This window comes from Maricaulis sp. W15 (genome assembly GCF_001924955.1).
Lineage (GTDB): Bacteria > Pseudomonadota > Alphaproteobacteria > Caulobacterales > Maricaulaceae > Maricaulis > Maricaulis maris.
Window position 1 is genome coordinate 157,036 of record NZ_LQXG01000021.1, and the last position, 14,526, is coordinate 171,561.

A 14,526-nucleotide genomic window follows, 5' to 3' on the forward strand; every position below is an offset into this window, starting at 1 on the left:
GACTGGCATGCCGAAGATCACTTATATTGAGCACAATGGAACCGAACACAGCCTTGAGGTCGCCACCGGGCTGACCGTAATGGAAGGCGCCGTGCGCAATCTGGTCCCCGGCATCGACGCCGATTGCGGTGGCGCCTGTGCCTGCGCCACCTGCCATGTCTATGTCGACCCGGCCTGGGCCGAGAAGACCGGCGCGCGCGAAGCGATGGAAGACTCGATGCTCGACTTTGCCGAGGAGGTCCAGGAGACCTCGCGCCTGTCCTGCCAGATCAAGGTCACCGACGAACTCGACGGCCTGATCGTCCGGATGCCGCAAAACCAGGGCTGAGCCTAGACGTGTCCGGCAGGACGCACGATTTCACGACAGGTTGAAACGCCCTAACGGTCAACCAGCAGCAGGGCCCGCAAACGCGGATTTCGCAGAAAAAGGCCGCCCCACGCCAGCAGGCCGAGATACAGGCCAAACAGGGTGTGGCTGAAGAGCGGGCTATCGATACGCAGATGCGAGGCCATCGCGCCCCCGAAAAGGCCGGTGAGAATGATCGCCCCAAGGACCGATGTCCGTGGCACGGCATAAAGCACGACGCCGGTCAGGGTCAGCACACCCAGCCCGCGCGCCAGTCCCGGAGCATACCCCATGGCTTCGAGCGTCTCTCCGACGACCGGGAGCGCCATCAGCTTGATGGCGGCGTCAAACAGGAGAAAGGCGATCAACAAGCCACTCAGCGCCCAGCCGCCCCACACCAGACTGCGGGACTGCGTGTTGCCAGCGCTAGTTCGTTCATTCATTTCAAACTCCTTCATCATGATGAGACCTGTTCGCGGTCGAGGTTGACGGCTGCCTTTACAAGGCGAGCAATATTCTCGGGATCGATGCTCTCCGGGCTGGCGAGCATCATTGTTGCCATGTGCGCACGTCCGGATGGGGTGAGACGCGGGTCCAACCCGGTCAGTGATCCACCTTGCCAGAAGCCCAGGGTGACATGGCGACTGGCTGCCTTGATCAGGCAGACCAGCCCGGCCGCCTGATAGACCGGATGCCCCCACTTGAAAGCTTCCGTGACCAGGCCCGTGGCCAGGACGGCGTCGCGTAACCTGAAGGCAATCGGCCGCGGTGTGTCGGCCAGCCCATCGAAATAATCCTGCGCCTTCCGGTCCATGTGCCCCATCCTTGATGCTTGGAATGATCGAGTTATCTTGATGTCGAGATAAATTGCGAGATATCTTTATGTCAAGACAAATTGCAGACGGCACACCCGATCACATCGACACCCGCCGGGAACAATGGGATCGCGAACTGCCCGACGTGGACACGGTCGGCATGGCCATTCTGGGCCGGGCCCGCTGGATCGCGCTGATGGCCCGGCCGCATATCGAAGCCGTTTTCGCCCGGTACGGGATGGACACCGGAGAGTTCGATGTGCTGTCGACATTGCTGCGGGCGGGACCGCCCTACCGCCTTCGCCCGACCGAACTCTACCGGTCTTTGATGATTTCCTCGGGCGGCATGACCGACCGGCTCAAAAGACTGGAGCGCCGGGGCTTGATCTCCCGCCCCGCGACAGAGGGCGACAAACGCAGCCTGCCCGTCGCACTAACGACCGAGGGCCGCACGCTGGCCGAGCGCGCCTTCCGCGAAGACATGGCTGTCGAGAAGGAATTGCTGAACAGCCTGTCGCGCGCAGACCGGGACCGCCTGGCGGATCTTCTGCGCAAACTCGCGCTGAGCCTGCCATCAAGCGACAAGGAGTAGCGCATCCGCCGGCCGGCACCGCACAAACACAGGCCCGGCAAGGCCAGTGGACGCCCTGCCAGATCAAGGTCACCGACGAACTCGACGGCCTGATCGTCCGGATGCCGCAAAACCAGGGCTGAGCCTGGACGTGTCCGGCAGGACGCACGATTTCACGACAGGTTGAAACGCCTATTCGACGCGGGCCCGGTCACCGGCCAGGCGCGTTGCCGGGCGGCTGGCGAAATCCAGTTCCGGTGGCACGGCGGCGCTGCGCGGCTCGATCGGCAGGTGGCAGGACACCAGCGTGCCCTGCTTGGGTTCGGACTGAAGCTCGACCCAGCCGCCATGCAGCTCGGCGATCTCCTTGACCAATGACAGACCAAGCCCGGCACCGCCGCGCTCGCCACGCGAGAAGCGGTCGAACACGCTGGCCTGTTTCTCCGGCGCGATGCCCTCGCCATCATCCTTGACCCACAGCGTCACATCCTCGCCATTGCGGCGGGCGCCGATCGTCACCGCGCCGCCGGTGGCGACATGGCGGATGGCATTGGAGAGCAGGTTCATCGACACTTGCTTGAGACGATTGCGGTCGGCCCGCAGCAGGCCGAGTCCGTCTTCGACATCGACATCCAGCTTGATCGCATGATGGTCGGCACGGGCCGCGACAAGTTCCGCCGCCTCGCGGGCAACATCGCCGAGATCAACATCACCAAGCTCGAGTTCGAGCTGGCCGGCATCAATCGCGGCGACATCGAGAATATCGTCGATCAGCTTGGCGAGATGCGCCGCAGCCGACTGGATCGCCGACATAGGCTCTTTCTGACGGTCGGACAGTTCACCGGCAAAACCCTGGGCCAGCATGTCGGCATAACCGCCAATCGTGGTCAGCGGCGTACGCAGTTGATAGCTCACATGCTCGACGAATTCGGTCTTGATGCGCTCGGAGGTCTCCAGCGCCTCGGCCCGCTCGCGCAGCGCTTCCTCGATGCGGCGACTGTCGGTGACATCATCCCAGCAGATCAAGGTCGCACCATCGGGCAGCGGGCGTGTGAGATAGGTCAGGACGCGGCCGTCCGAGCGCCGCATCTCGCCAGTGACCTGTTTGCGCGCCTGCGGGCTCGGATCGGTGACGCGGGCCTTGATATCGGTCCACACACGATCATCCGTGAACAACGCGGCGCAGGTCTCGGAGACCGCGTCGAAGTCCGGCTGCCCGTCGAGCTCGTCGGCTTCAAATCCCCACAAGTCCTCGAAAGCGGAATTGTTGAGCTGGAGACGGCCATTGGCGCCAAACACGGCGACCGCTTCGTGCAGCTTGTCGAGCGTGGCCCGTTGGACATTGATCAGCGTGTTGTAGCGGGCGCGCAGGGCCAGCTCGTCGGTCTTGTCCTCGAAGATGAGCATGAGCCCGCCCAGCGGGTGACGCTGGCGGGCGATGCGCAGCGTGCGGCCATCGGGCAGCGGCCACAGCTCGTCCGGCGTTTCCTCGTTCGGCGGCGCGTCATAGCGCGCCAGTTCCTCGGCTTTCCAGGCACCGAAATCGGCCTGTTCCGGCAGCAAACGCTTTTCCCGCATCCGGTCGAGGAATTGCGCGTGGCCGGGGCGATCATTGAGCCAGGCATCATCCAGCTTGAACAGGTTGGAGAAAGCCTTGTTGTGGAAGTTCAGACGCTTGGAACGATCAAAGACAACGACGGCTTCGGCCATATGGTTGAGCGTGTCGTCATGGGCGCGGCGAAAGCGCGCCAGTGCCGCCTTGGCTTCCTCGCCATCGGTGACATCCAGCGCAAAGCCGGCAGCGCCGCCCGAGACCGGGAAGACGAGGAATTTGAGACCGCGTCGGGCACCGTCGATCACGACGACCCGCATCTCCTCCACCGGCTCGCCAGCCGCGGTCGCGCGCGAGGCCAGTTCTGTCATTCCGGGGTCGAGCAGGATCTGCTTGTCGAGCATGACGTCGACACTGTCGCCTTCGACGGCCTTCACATAGGCTTGGTTGGCCCATTCGATCCGGCCGCTGGCATTCATCCGCCAGGCCGGAACCGGAGCGCGGCCGAGCATGTCGAGGAAGGCAAGCGGGTCCTTGGAGACCAGGCGACGCGCCTCCTCGATCCGGCCCCGTGCACCGGATTCCTCGAGTCCGCGGATCGTCGCATCGGACAGCCAGACCACCAGCTGGGTTCCGGCGGCACGGCCATCAACTTCCAGGAAGCGGCCGCTCGGACCGAGAATGGTCAGCGAGAAGGGCTGGCCCTTCTGGCTGAGATCGAGAAAACGGCGACGCAGGGTGGTTTCCTCGCCCCCCGCCGAGCGCGCTTCATAGTCCGCCAGGCCTTCCATCAGGATACCGGCAGGGTTGGGGCCGTCACTGGCCTCGGCAAAACGCAGCAATGAGGCCAGCGCGACCGAGGATCCGAAAATGCGCGGTGCGCCCCAGCTGGCATCGCTCTCGTCAAACGGCGGCTGATCCCAGACCAGGACCAAGCCGGGATGGGCCCCGAACACGCTGTCGGCGCGCGCGATCTTGTCTTCGAGTTCCGCCAGCCGGCGGCGCCAGATGAGCTGGGCGCCGCGCGCACCGGAGGTCAGGCGGAAGGCCCAGATACCCACGGCGAGCGCGAAGGCCACGGCGCCGACGGTGACGATGAGAGTCACGATCTGAAATGTCTGTCCGGTCATCAATGTCGCCCTGGGTGCGGACCCGCCCCCATCACTTGCGGCCCTCACGAATCACCATGATACCGGGGCAGGGACTCGCGGGCGATGCCCGGCCCGGTAAAATTCCTAATAAGTTATATACCCTGCCGCACCGAACCGGGGAAAATTCGGAAGCTGGGAGACCGCAGACCGACGGGATCGCCTTGTTGATGCGCCAGGCCGCCCGCGCCGGTCGGGCCGGAGCCGCAGCAAGGCCTCACTGTAACGGGATGTGGATAGTTGCGCCGCGCTCAGCGGATATGGACTTCGCCGGCCCGGAATTCGAACATCACGACGCAGTTCTCGAGGATGTCGACACCGTCGAGCGGCGCAAACTGCCAGTTCGAGACGGCCCGCTCGGTCGCCCGGTTGAACGGCCCGTCGGGCACGGCGCGGTGCACGCGTGCGCGGTGCACACTGCCGTCGGAATAGACGTGAAACCGGACCACGACCCAGCCCTGACGACCACGGTCCCAAGCCCGTGCCGGATAATCGGGGACACTTGCCGAAACCGCCGCCAGCGTCGAACCGCGACAATCCTCCGGCCCCATCATCCGCTCGACATTGGGCGGCACCGGCAATTCATCGCGCGGAATGAACGGCCCGCGTCCGGGACGCGGCACGCCCGGCAGGTCCAGCGTGGGCATTCCGCCGCAGGCGGTCAGGACAAGGCAGAGGCAAATGACAAGGCTTCGCATGGCGGCAAGCTAGCGGCTCGCCTGCCCCGGCGGAAGCATCCATTCAGCGCGCCCTGGCGGAACGGATGTTGAACATTTCTTAAAGAATGCCGGAAGCCCGTTCTATTTCCGGCATCAAACTTGTAGAGTTGACGGGAAATGGGTGAGGGGCCTGCCGATTTGGGACAATCGGACAGGCATTTTGTTGTTAGAGGTGCGTCAAGCCATGTCTTTGTTACCGACCGCGCATGCAGGCCAGTCCTTCGGGGCCCGCCGGATCGATTTCTATACGGTATCGGGTGAAGTTTCCGCCTCCGATGACGGTACCGGACGCGTCACGGACACCGATGGCATGAGCCATGACGTTCGCTTGCTGGAGCGCTCGAATGCCTTGGCGCCGGGCGATACGGCCAGCGTGCTCCGGGTCCAGGCCGGACCGAACCGCCGCTCGCGACCGACCGCCATCGTCAATCACACCCGCGGCACATGGATGCGGGCCGCCCCCGACGCGACCGGCTTGCTGGCCCGCTCCGGCGTGACCCGTGGCTTCAATTGGTGGCTGTCCGTCCTCGCCTTGGCCTTGGTCGGCATTGCTGCCGTCTGGCCGGCCATCCATGGCTTCCTGACCGAGGTCAATGGCGGGCTGATGGCCTCCGTCCCGGCCTTTGACGTCTTCGCCGAGATGCAGGCCCTGCTGCCGGGCCTGTCCGGCTGGCGTCTGGAGAGTGCCCTGCCGACCGGCTTGCTCGACACCATCGCCTCGCTCGGCCTGGTGCCGATGGCCCAGCTCACCGAATGGGGCCTCGCCCTTGCCGGCGGGCTGGTCGCGCTGCTCGCCTTCGCCGGTCGTTCCTGGCGGTTGATCTATATTCCGGCCCTGGCCCTGCTTGCGCTCGCCACCGGGACGATACTGGGATCTGCCTTGGCCACGCTGGCCGTAATCGGTGGCAGCCTCGGCCTCTTCATGCTGGGCGGGTTGGTCAATCGTATCCGCGATGGCGGTCGCTTCAACGCCCGCGTCGCACGTTTGGCAGAACACGCCTTGCGCAATCCGCCGCATGAGGGTGTGCGTCCCTCTGGCGGAAACGATGCCGCCGGCGTCACCGCATCGGCGGCCATTGCTGCAGCGACAGCCGCTGCTCATGGCGACGAGGCGGAGGTCGCAGAAGCCGATTCCGAGACGGCGGAAATCACGGAGATCGGGGAGACCGACACCGACGCGCCAGACACCCGTTCCGCGAACGACAGCACCGCCGCACCGGCGGAGGATGACGCGGCGGCCAATGCGTCCGGCGAAGCCGAAGCCCCGGCCCAGGACGACCTCCTGCCGGCCGCCCCGGTCGCCGCCAATGATGACGCTATGGACAGCGACAGCGCCGAAGCTGCCATCCCGGAAGACGCCGGCGAAACTGAAGCGGCTGCCGACGCCGCAAGTGCAGAGATCGAATCGCCGGAAGCCGCAGACGAACCAACCCCGGCGATTGTTGAAACCGACGTGTCCGACACCGTCGCAGCAAGCGAGGCCGTCGAGACGAGCGAGACGGTTGCGACAAGTGAGGCCGTTGAGACAAGCGGAACAGTTGAGGCCGTTGAGGCAAGCGAGACCGTTGCGGCAAGTGGGACCGTTGCGGCAAGTGAGGCGGGTGAGACAAGCGAGACCGTTGCGGCAAGTGGGACCGTTGCGGCAAGTGAGGCGGGTGAGACAAGCGAGACCGTCGAGACAAGTGAGAACAACGCCATAACCGGCTCGCCTGCCGACACACCGGACACGCCCGAAGAGACAGCAATCGTCGCGGCGGTCGACAACGAAGTCGGCGGTGATCCGGAAGACGACGCTGACGTTAGCACCGAAGTCGAGCTGGATGATGACCTGCCGAGCCTCGATGATGTTGCCGCGGCCGCAGCCCTGACGGCTGCTGAAACGACGCCGTCGGAAGCCGCCAGCGAGGCCGACGAATCCGCGCCGCTGGCAGCGGCCGATCTCGATGATGAACGCACCATGCCGGTCGCACCGCCGCCGCCCATGCCGGGCAATGACGAGGCCGAGGCTGCCAGAACCGACGCGGCCGACGAGTCCATCAGCGATGATGAGGCCGCCGAGCTTTCCCCGAGTGCGTCCGAAGAGGCCGACACTGTCACGCCGCCGCCGTCTGCTGCCGCCAGCGACGACAGCGCCACAATCGTCGATGATCCACTGATGGATTTGGCCGAGGACCCGATGATGACATCGGAAGGACGCAATGACTATGCGCCCGGGGCGCCGGAAATCGACCTGGACCGCACGCCGGCCGAATAGCCGCCACAACGAAAAAAGCCCGCCAGGCCGGCGGGCTTTTTTCTGTGCGCTGTGTCCGCGAGTATCGGCCTATTCGTCTTCGTGGAAACGGGCTTCAACCAGCTCGGTCAGACTGTCAGCAGCGCGTTCCGCGTCGGGCCCTTCGGATTCAATCCCGATAACGGAACCCTTGGCGGCAGCCAGCATCAGCAATTCCATGATCGAGTCGGCATTCACCGTCTCGCCATCGCGCGAGACGTGGATCGTCGCGTCAAAGCCCTGGGCCAACTCGACAAATTTTGCCGCCGCCCGGGCATGCAGGCCACGCGCATTGCAAATGGTGACCTTGCGCGCGACTTTCGTCACTTGCCGGCGCCTTCAAGGACATTGGAGGCAATCGCGATATAGCGCTTGCCGGCGTCTTCGCCCATGCGCGACAAGCTGTCCAGGTCGGCCCGCGAGCGCGCTTCGGCCAGCTTGATCAACATCGGCAGATTCACACCTGCGATCACTTCAACCTTGCCAGGCTCCAGCAGGGAGATGGCGAGATTGGACGGCGTGCCCCCGAACATGTCGGTCAGGATCAAAACGCCTTCGCCGCGATCCGCGTCCTCGATCGCCTGTTTGATATCATCACGGCGCTTTTCCATGTCATCGTCCGGGCCAATGCAGACAGCCAGCAACGCATCCATCGGACCCACCACATGTTCCGTGGCAGCGACAAATTCATCGGCCAAACGGCCATGACTGACGACGACGACTCCGATCATGTGATCATCTAAACGCGGCTTGAGTTGAGGGGGAAGCGTCTTTTTGCAATGCGGCGCTCAATTTGTCAGTCCGCATCGGCGGCCGGAAGCTCGACGGTGAAGCGGGCGCCGACCACATCGCCGGCCTGGTTGCGACGATTACGTGCCAAGATGGTGCCACCATGCGCCTTGACGATCTGACGCGAGATCGCCAGCCCGAGACCGGAATGGGTGCCAAAGGCGGCACCCTTCGGCCGCTCGGTGTAAAAACGTTCGAACACGGCTTCCAGATTGTCGTCGGGAATGCCCGCGCCCTGGTCATCAACATGGATTTTCAGGCTGGAACGGCCATCCAATTGGCCGCGCCGCAGGGAAATCACGACCTCGCCGCCTTCCGGCGAGAAGGTCAAAGCATTGTCGAGCAGATTGCGGAAGACCTGCCCCAGCGGATCGCCACGTCCGATGACGAAGGCCGAGCGGAGCTGACGGTCGAGCCGGATCATCGCCGGCTTGTCACCGGCTTCATTGTAGGAGGTCGCGAGATCGGCCAGCAGATCGGCAAGATCAAAGCGGCTGACATCCTCGCGCGCCAGTTCGGCATCGACCCGGGAGGCGCGGGAGATATCGGTGATCAAACGGTCCAGACGCCCGACATCGGCACTGATCACAGCCAGCAACCGGTCGCGCCGCTCCGCATCTTTCGCCTTGGGCAGAACCTCGACGGCGGACCGGATCGAGGTCAGCGGGTTTTTCAGCTCGTGGGCGACATCCGCGGCAAAGCTCTCGATCGCATCAAGCCGGTCATAAAGCGCCTCGGTCATGTCCGAGAGGGCGACGCCCAGCTCGCCGATCTCATCATTGCGGCTGCGCAGGTCAGGCATGGTCACGCGTCGTCCGCCGGCCCGACGCGCTTCGCGCGCGGCTCGCGCCAGGCGCCGGATCGGCCGCGCAATGAAGACGGTCAGGGCCAATGAGGACATCGCCGTCACCAGTGCCGCAATGATCATGAAAGGCAGCAGCGCGCGCCGTTCGGCCTCGATCAGCGTATCGAGATCATAACTCTCGATCGTCACCACACCGACCACCGCCCGGACCGGCTGGATCGGCAGCGAAACCGAAACAACGCGCCGTCCGTCCGCCTCACGCCGGACCCCGCCCACGGTCTCGCCATTGATGACCTGGCGGACTTCATCACGCAGGTTCCGGCCCATCGCTTCGCGCTCTTCCGACGAGCGCAGGAGATTGGCGAGGGCATCGAGCAACTGCACCGGCAGGGAGCGGGCACTGTCGGTGATCGGCGCCCGCTGGGCGCCCGGCGGCGGCAGCAGGGTGGTCTCGAACACATCGGCCAGCAAATGACTGTCGGCAACGATGGAGGCGCCCTTGTCGAACACGATGACCCGCGATTCCTCGGGCACATAGAGCTGGCGCAGGATGGCGCGGGCATCCTCGTTTCGCAACGCCGGTGCCGGCGCTCCGTCGGAAGCGCCCTCGGCCAGAACATTGGCAATCAACTCGCCCTGCGCCCGCAGCGAATCCAGCTTGGCATTGACCAGGCCGCGACGGGTCTCGGTCAGCGCCAGCATGCCGACAACAAGCACGCCGAGGGCGACGAAATTCGCCATCAGGATCAGCTGGGCCAGACGCGAAGACGGGCGCGGCGCGAGGCTGCGGAGCAGCGCGCCGGCCCGCCGCAATCCCGACGTCACAGAGCTCGTCTCAGTCTTCTTTATAGCGGTAACCCACGCCGTACAGCGTCTCGATCGCGTCGAAACTCTTGTCGCCTTCGCGGAACTTCTTGCGGATACGCTTTATGTGGCTGTCGATCGTCCGGTCATCGACATAGACCTGATCATCGTAGGCGGCATCCATCAGATTGTCCCGGCTCTTCACATAGCCGGGCCGGGTCGCCAGGGCCTGCAGGATCAGGAATTCGGTCACCGTCAGACGCACCGGCTCGCCTTTCCAGGAACAGGCGTGACGGTTCGGATCGAGCAGCAGGCTGCCGCGCTCGAGCGGTTTGCTGTCGCCCGGCTCCAGGCCGATCGTGCCGACCGGATCGCCGGACAGGCGGGCACGGCGCAGAACGGCCTTGACCCGCTCGCCCAGAAGACGCTGGGAGAAGGGTTTGGCGATATAATCGTCGGCGCCGAGATTGAGGCCAAGCGCCTCGTCGAACTCGTCATCTTTCGAGGTCAGGAAAATCACGGGCAGGTTGGAGGACTGGCGCAAACGACGCAGCAATTCCAGACCATCCATGCGCGGCATCTTGATATCGAAGATGCCAAGGTCCGGCGGATCCTCGGTCAGGGCGGTCAGCGCAGAGGCCCCGTCATTATAGGTCCGCACATGATATCCTTCCCCTTCGAGAAAGATCGAAACCGATGTGATGATGTTTTCATCATCATCCACGAGTGCAATCGTCGCCATGCCATCTCCGCGCGTTGACCCGGACAAATCCGGTCGGAATTGATCCGCGTGCCGGAACCATAGCCGCGGCCGGGTCGACACGCCAAGCTCCCTTGATGAATCAGGAGCATGGTTCACTCGGTTTTAAGCCTCTTTGTGCCATCAATAAGGCTCCAGGGGAGTTGGTGCATGCCCGGCGATATCCATTACGAAGTCTTCTTCAAGAAAAACCGCAAGTCGGGCTGGACGCTCAGCGAGGCGCGCGATGATCGCGACCAGGCCATTCGGCTGGCCCATTCGCTGATCGCCAAGCAAAAGGACGCCTCGGTCCGCGTGACCAAGGAAACCTTCGACAAGGAACACCGCAAATTCCGCTCGGTGCCGATTTTCGAGGGCGGCGCCGAGACCATGGGCGTGGAGAAGGAAAAGACCGGCGAGGCACGCTTGCCGTGCCTGACACCGGATGACCTGTCCAAACCGCATGCCCGCGACACGATCCGCCGGGTGCTCACCAACTGGCTGGAACGGGTCCAGGCCATCCCGATGGAACTCCTGCACCGGCCGGACCTGGTGGAGAATCTCGAAGCGTCGGGCACCGAACTGCAACACGCCGTCCAGAAAGTCGCCATCGCCTCGGCCAGCGACAGCGATGCCGGCGTGCATGGCTATGTCAAACAGCTCAATGAGCTGGTCCAGAAATCACTGGCCCGCATCTACAAGGATGGTCGCGACAACCGGTTGCCGGAATATCCCAAGAAGGCGAACTTCGCCGATATCGCGGGTGAGATTCACAAGCGGGACCGCCGCGCCTATTCGCTGCGCGCCGCCATGGCCGACCGGCTGCGCCATGAGAAAAAATATGGCGACAAGCTGGAAGCCCTGCTCGACATGGGCGACAGCCTGCCCGAGGCCGAAGACGCGCGGAATTTCGCGCTCGACGAGGTCGATCACTATATCGCCGAAGTGATCGCCTTTGATGCCGGTCGCGAAGCCCTGCTGGGCAAATGCAAGGATCTCGGCGAAACGCTGGAACGCCTGGCCTGCCTGTTTGATGGCGACCATTCCGCAGACGCACTCAATCTCGCTCCCAGCGCCGCCAAACGCCTCGCGAAAAAGATCAAGGGCAGGGCACTCCCCGCCTGCCGGGCGGCCATAGCGGCGAATATCCTCAAGGACCTGGAACGCCCCAAACGCCTGCGCCCGACCAGCGTGCGCGACGAGGTGCGCCTGGCGCGGGATCTGGCCAGCCGCCTGGTCATCTGCGCCGACAGCACGCTGCCGGCCGACGCCCTGATCAAGGCCTTCGCCTCCCGTTCGGCCCGCCTGTTGCAGCCGGAAATCATCGACGAGCTGCTGCGTCACTCACGCGGTGCCGACGAGGATCTGGACCGGCTCATTGCGCTGGAGGAAAATCTGGTCGGCGAAGCCAACAAGCAAAAACTGGCCGGTTATATCCGCTCGACCCTGGGATCGCCGAACGCCGATGCCTGGTATGTCCGCGGCGATGCGAAGCCGCTGGAACGACTGGCCAAGCTGACCGCCCAGCAGGCGAAAATCCTCAAGGGCAAATATCCGGAGCGCGACAAGCTGGAGCTGGCGGCCAATTTCGACGCGCTCGGCATGAAGATCGTCGACGACAGCAAGATCCTGAACATGGTCGAGGCCGGCGACCGGCCAGCGCTGGACAAGGCGACCGGCCTGTTGCGCCTGGCCACGGGCGGCGCCCTGCCAATCGGAAATTGCTCGGCCGACGCCCAGGCGCGCGCCCTGCGTCATCTCAAGTCGGCGGTCGGCCTCAGCGAAGCGCAGGCCGAAGATGGACGCCCCAAGCTGCGCCAGATCCAGGGCATGCTGCAGGAACTCAGCCAGCGACAAGCCAAGGCGAGCTGACGGGTTTTGGCTTTCCCGTCCTGTGGCAATGCGTCTAGGGTCCGGGCATGACCCTGCGGCATGTTCTGACATTTCTGATTGGTTTGGTTTGCGGCGCCGTATTGGCGGCGACCCTGGTCTTCAGTCCGATCGAGATCGGCGGCGTCAGCAATGGTCCGTGGATCACCAATCCGCATATCGGGTCAAGTGACGCCAATCCGCTGACCCGTGCACTGGTCGCGCGTCGCGGCCTGTTGGCCCTGACCCGCGAGGAAGCCGTCTATTTCACGGCCACACGCGACAGTAACGATCTCAATCTGAGCGAACGCTGCGCCTACGAGATCACCGGTGAGATCCCGCCGGCCCGCTGGTGGTCGATCACCATCTATGACGAGGACAGCTTCCTGCCGCGCAACGGGCTGGATCGCCATGCAGTCAACAGCCGCTCTGTCGACGTCGATGGCGACGGGCGCGTGGTCATTCCGGTCGGACAAGCAAGTCCGGGCGCCATCGCCACCGACCAGGCCGGCCTGTTCTCGCTGACGCTGCGCCTCTATCACCCTGACCCGATCGTGTTGGAAGATCTCGATAGTCTGGACTTCCCGCGCATCGAGCGGATCGGTTGCGAGGGCGACACATGAAGCGGAGCGGTCTGCCTTTTCTGCCCTACATGCTTGGCCTGCTGATCGGCGCCGCCGTGACGCTGCATGTCCTGCCCGGCCGCATCATGGCACGCGCAATGGACCGGATCGAAAGCCTTGGCGGCGACAATGACGGTGCACGCCACGCACCGCGTGTCACCGCCGAAAACCAGACCATCGTCCGCGCCAGCCCCGACATTCTCTACTCGGTCTGCCTCTTCGACCTCACCGATGGGCCGATCCGTGTCGCGGCGATATGGCCCGCCGACGGCAATTACGCGTCGGTGAGCTTTTACGACGCCAACACCAATAATTTCCGGGCCATCAACGACCGGGATGCCGAAGCCCTGTCGACCTCAATCAGCCTGGCGCGACCATTTGACTCCGATATTCCGGAACGAACGGACGAGAGCGCCTGGTCACCGACCACAACGGGCCTCATCCTCTACCGCCGGGTGATCGACGCCAGCACCGACCTCGCCGCCGCCGAGACTGAGCGTCAGGGCTTCACCTGCACGCAGATGGCCGATCAGTAAGTTGCCTTTGCCGACCGTACTGGCGAGACTTTCCCCGCCATCATGCCGGGGAGAGCCATGAACACCACTCTGATTGCCGCGCTGGCCGCATCCGTCGCCATGTCCACACCTGCCACAGCGCAGGACGATACCGCCGACATCGAGTCCACCATCGACGCGCTCTATGCGGTGATTTCCGGCCCGGTCGGGCAGGAACGCGATTTCAACGCCATGCGCGCCATGTTCATGGAGGGCGCTGCCATGGGCGCTGTGGGCGCCGGTGAGGGCGGCAATGGCGCCGGCAGCGTGATCACCCTGGATGACTATATCGAACGCTCGGGCCCGTGGCTGGTCGAGAACGGTTTCACCGAACGCGCCACCCGCACCGAGATCGACCAATGGGGCGAGATTGCGTATGCCCGTTCGGCCTATGAGGGCGTCAATGGCGTCACCGGAGAGGTCTTCCTGATCGGGGTCAATTACATCACCCTGTTCAAGATCGACGGCGACTGGAAAATCGCTTCGATCCTGTGGCGCACGCAGAGCGAAGACTGGCCGGTTGAGGCCGCGTTTGATTGAACAGGACTCCCCGTTTCATTTTTCCCGGAGGCGCGCAGCGCCATCCGGGACCGACGGGAGACTCATCGCGTGCCGGAGGGTTTCGCTGGTCCCGGCTCTCCGCCCCGCTTTTGCGAGGCTGCGGCCGGGAAAAATGGTTTGGGTTTGCGGGGGCTGGAGAGGCAAGGCGGAGAAACGCGCCGCTTATCCCCGCCCAGCGCCTTTAAAACCGTCATCCTGACGAAAGTCAGGACCCAGCCTCGCACACGCGATTTCGCCAAGCCTGGCAACAGCTTGCGTCGCATTCCGGGTCCCGGCGTGCGCCGGGATGACGGTGTGTGGGGAGAAAACTCAGCCAAACTTATCCGCCCCCCTTCACCGCAAGCGATAATGCCCTCGGT

The 14,526-nt window shown here is 64.1% G+C and carries 15 protein-coding genes; 7 read left to right on the forward strand and 8 right to left on the reverse strand.

All coding sequences use genetic code 11. The features are described from left to right. Positions 1–7: 7 nt before the first annotated feature. Complete coding sequence (locus AWH62_RS15840) at positions 8–328, forward strand: 2Fe-2S iron-sulfur cluster-binding protein (RefSeq protein WP_075191460.1); 321 nt, start codon at positions 8–10, stop codon at positions 326–328. Positions 329–378: 50 nt separating this feature from the next. On the opposite strand, the gene AWH62_RS15845 is transcribed toward AWH62_RS15840, so the two are convergent. Both AWH62_RS15845 and AWH62_RS15850 read right to left on the reverse strand, forming a co-directional pair. After that, positions 379–789, reverse strand: a complete 411-nt coding sequence (locus AWH62_RS15845) for a DoxX family protein (protein ID WP_075191485.1) — start codon at positions 787–789, stop codon at positions 379–381. Positions 790–803: 14 nt separating this feature from the next. Continuing rightward, the gene (locus AWH62_RS15850) at positions 804–1,160 is read right to left on the reverse strand and encodes a DUF1801 domain-containing protein (protein ID WP_158025651.1); all 357 of its coding nucleotides are present in this window, start codon (positions 1,158–1,160) and stop codon (positions 804–806) included. Positions 1,161–1,228: 68 nt separating this feature from the next. On the opposite strand from AWH62_RS15850, the gene AWH62_RS15855 reads away from it, so the two are divergent. Beyond that, complete coding sequence (locus tag AWH62_RS15855) at positions 1,229–1,753, forward strand: MarR family winged helix-turn-helix transcriptional regulator (RefSeq protein ID WP_075191462.1); 525 nt, start codon at positions 1,229–1,231, stop codon at positions 1,751–1,753. Positions 1,754–1,924: 171 nt separating this feature from the next. On the opposite strand, the gene AWH62_RS15860 is transcribed toward AWH62_RS15855, so the two are convergent. Next, the gene (locus AWH62_RS15860; RefSeq protein ID WP_075191463.1) at positions 1,925–4,414 is read right to left on the reverse strand and encodes a PAS domain-containing sensor histidine kinase; all 2,490 of its coding nucleotides are present in this window, start codon (positions 4,412–4,414) and stop codon (positions 1,925–1,927) included. A gap of 269 nt (positions 4,415–4,683) precedes the next feature. Beyond that, positions 4,684–5,079 carry an energy transducer TonB gene (locus tag AWH62_RS15865; protein ID WP_075191464.1) on the reverse strand — a complete coding sequence of 132 codons (396 nt, stop codon included), beginning with the start codon at positions 5,077–5,079 and terminating at the stop codon, positions 4,684–4,686. Positions 5,080–5,335: 256 nt separating this feature from the next. Between AWH62_RS15865 and AWH62_RS15870 the strand changes: the two genes are divergently transcribed. Beyond that, positions 5,336–7,405 (forward strand): hypothetical protein, encoded by a 2,070-nt coding sequence (locus tag AWH62_RS15870; RefSeq protein ID WP_075191465.1) that lies wholly within the window; start codon positions 5,336–5,338, stop codon positions 7,403–7,405. A 69-nt stretch (positions 7,406–7,474) separates the two neighbouring features. On the opposite strand, the gene AWH62_RS15875 is transcribed toward AWH62_RS15870, so the two are convergent. The 4 genes from AWH62_RS15875 to AWH62_RS15890 form a co-directional block, all read right to left on the reverse strand. Continuing rightward, a complete protein-coding gene (locus AWH62_RS15875; protein ID WP_075191466.1) occupies positions 7,475–7,750 on the reverse strand; it encodes an HPr family phosphocarrier protein in 276 nt (91 codons plus the stop codon). Beyond that, positions 7,747–8,154, reverse strand: coding sequence for a PTS sugar transporter subunit IIA (locus AWH62_RS15880; protein WP_075191467.1), 408 nt, complete (start codon positions 8,152–8,154; stop codon positions 7,747–7,749). Before AWH62_RS15880 ends, AWH62_RS15875 begins: the two co-directional genes overlap by 4 nt. Positions 8,155–8,219: 65 nt before the next feature. Beyond that, a complete protein-coding gene (locus AWH62_RS15885) occupies positions 8,220–9,842 on the reverse strand; it encodes a stimulus-sensing domain-containing protein (RefSeq protein ID WP_075191468.1) in 1,623 nt (540 codons plus the stop codon). 10 nt (positions 9,843–9,852) lie between these two features. Beyond that, entirely contained in the window at positions 9,853–10,563 is a 711-nt protein-coding gene (locus AWH62_RS15890; RefSeq protein WP_075191469.1) for a response regulator transcription factor, read from the reverse strand. A gap of 168 nt (positions 10,564–10,731) precedes the next feature. Between AWH62_RS15890 and AWH62_RS15895 the strand changes: the two genes are divergently transcribed. Genes AWH62_RS15895 through AWH62_RS15910 form a run of 4 tightly spaced genes read left to right on the forward strand, consistent with a single transcriptional unit; the run spans position 10,732 to position 14,146 of the window. Then, complete coding sequence (locus tag AWH62_RS15895; RefSeq protein WP_075191470.1) at positions 10,732–12,432, forward strand: hypothetical protein; 1,701 nt, start codon at positions 10,732–10,734, stop codon at positions 12,430–12,432. Positions 12,433–12,479: 47 nt separating this feature from the next. Continuing rightward, positions 12,480–13,052, forward strand: coding sequence for a DUF1214 domain-containing protein (locus tag AWH62_RS15900; protein WP_083635259.1), 573 nt, complete (start codon positions 12,480–12,482; stop codon positions 13,050–13,052). Next, a complete protein-coding gene (locus AWH62_RS15905; protein WP_075191471.1) occupies positions 13,049–13,588 on the forward strand; it encodes a DUF1254 domain-containing protein in 540 nt (179 codons plus the stop codon). The genes AWH62_RS15900 and AWH62_RS15905 overlap by 4 nt, the downstream gene beginning before the upstream one ends. Positions 13,589–13,645: 57 nt before the next feature. Further along, entirely contained in the window at positions 13,646–14,146 is a 501-nt protein-coding gene (locus AWH62_RS15910) for a hypothetical protein (protein ID WP_075191472.1), read from the forward strand. Positions 14,147–14,526 lie beyond the last annotated feature (380 nt).

Coding starts and splice junctions, on each gene's coding strand:
- AWH62_RS15910 (WP_075191472.1), top strand. CDS start 13,646: ATGAACACCACTCTGATTGCCGCGCTGGCCGCATCCGTCGCCATGTCC.
- AWH62_RS15860 (WP_075191463.1), bottom strand. CDS start 4,414: ATGACCGGACAGACATTTCAGATCGTGACTCTCATCGTCACCGTCGGC.
- AWH62_RS15880 (WP_075191467.1), bottom strand. CDS start 8,154: ATGATCGGAGTCGTCGTCGTCAGTCATGGCCGTTTGGCCGATGAATTT.
- AWH62_RS15905 (WP_075191471.1), top strand. CDS start 13,049: ATGAAGCGGAGCGGTCTGCCTTTTCTGCCCTACATGCTTGGCCTGCTG.
- AWH62_RS15845 (WP_075191485.1), bottom strand. CDS start 789: ATGAATGAACGAACTAGCGCTGGCAACACGCAGTCCCGCAGTCTGGTG.
- AWH62_RS15865 (WP_075191464.1), bottom strand. CDS start 5,079: ATGCCCACGCTGGACCTGCCGGGCGTGCCGCGTCCCGGACGCGGGCCG.
- AWH62_RS15890 (WP_075191469.1), bottom strand. CDS start 10,563: ATGGCGACGATTGCACTCGTGGATGATGATGAAAACATCATCACATCG.
- AWH62_RS15840 (WP_075191460.1), top strand. CDS start 8: ATGCCGAAGATCACTTATATTGAGCACAATGGAACCGAACACAGCCTT.
- AWH62_RS15895 (WP_075191470.1), top strand. CDS start 10,732: ATGCCCGGCGATATCCATTACGAAGTCTTCTTCAAGAAAAACCGCAAG.
- AWH62_RS15850 (WP_158025651.1), bottom strand. CDS start 1,160: ATGGACCGGAAGGCGCAGGATTATTTCGATGGGCTGGCCGACACACCG.
- AWH62_RS15855 (WP_075191462.1), top strand. CDS start 1,229: ATGTCAAGACAAATTGCAGACGGCACACCCGATCACATCGACACCCGC.
- AWH62_RS15870 (WP_075191465.1), top strand. CDS start 5,336: ATGTCTTTGTTACCGACCGCGCATGCAGGCCAGTCCTTCGGGGCCCGC.
- AWH62_RS15900 (WP_083635259.1), top strand. CDS start 12,480: ATGACCCTGCGGCATGTTCTGACATTTCTGATTGGTTTGGTTTGCGGC.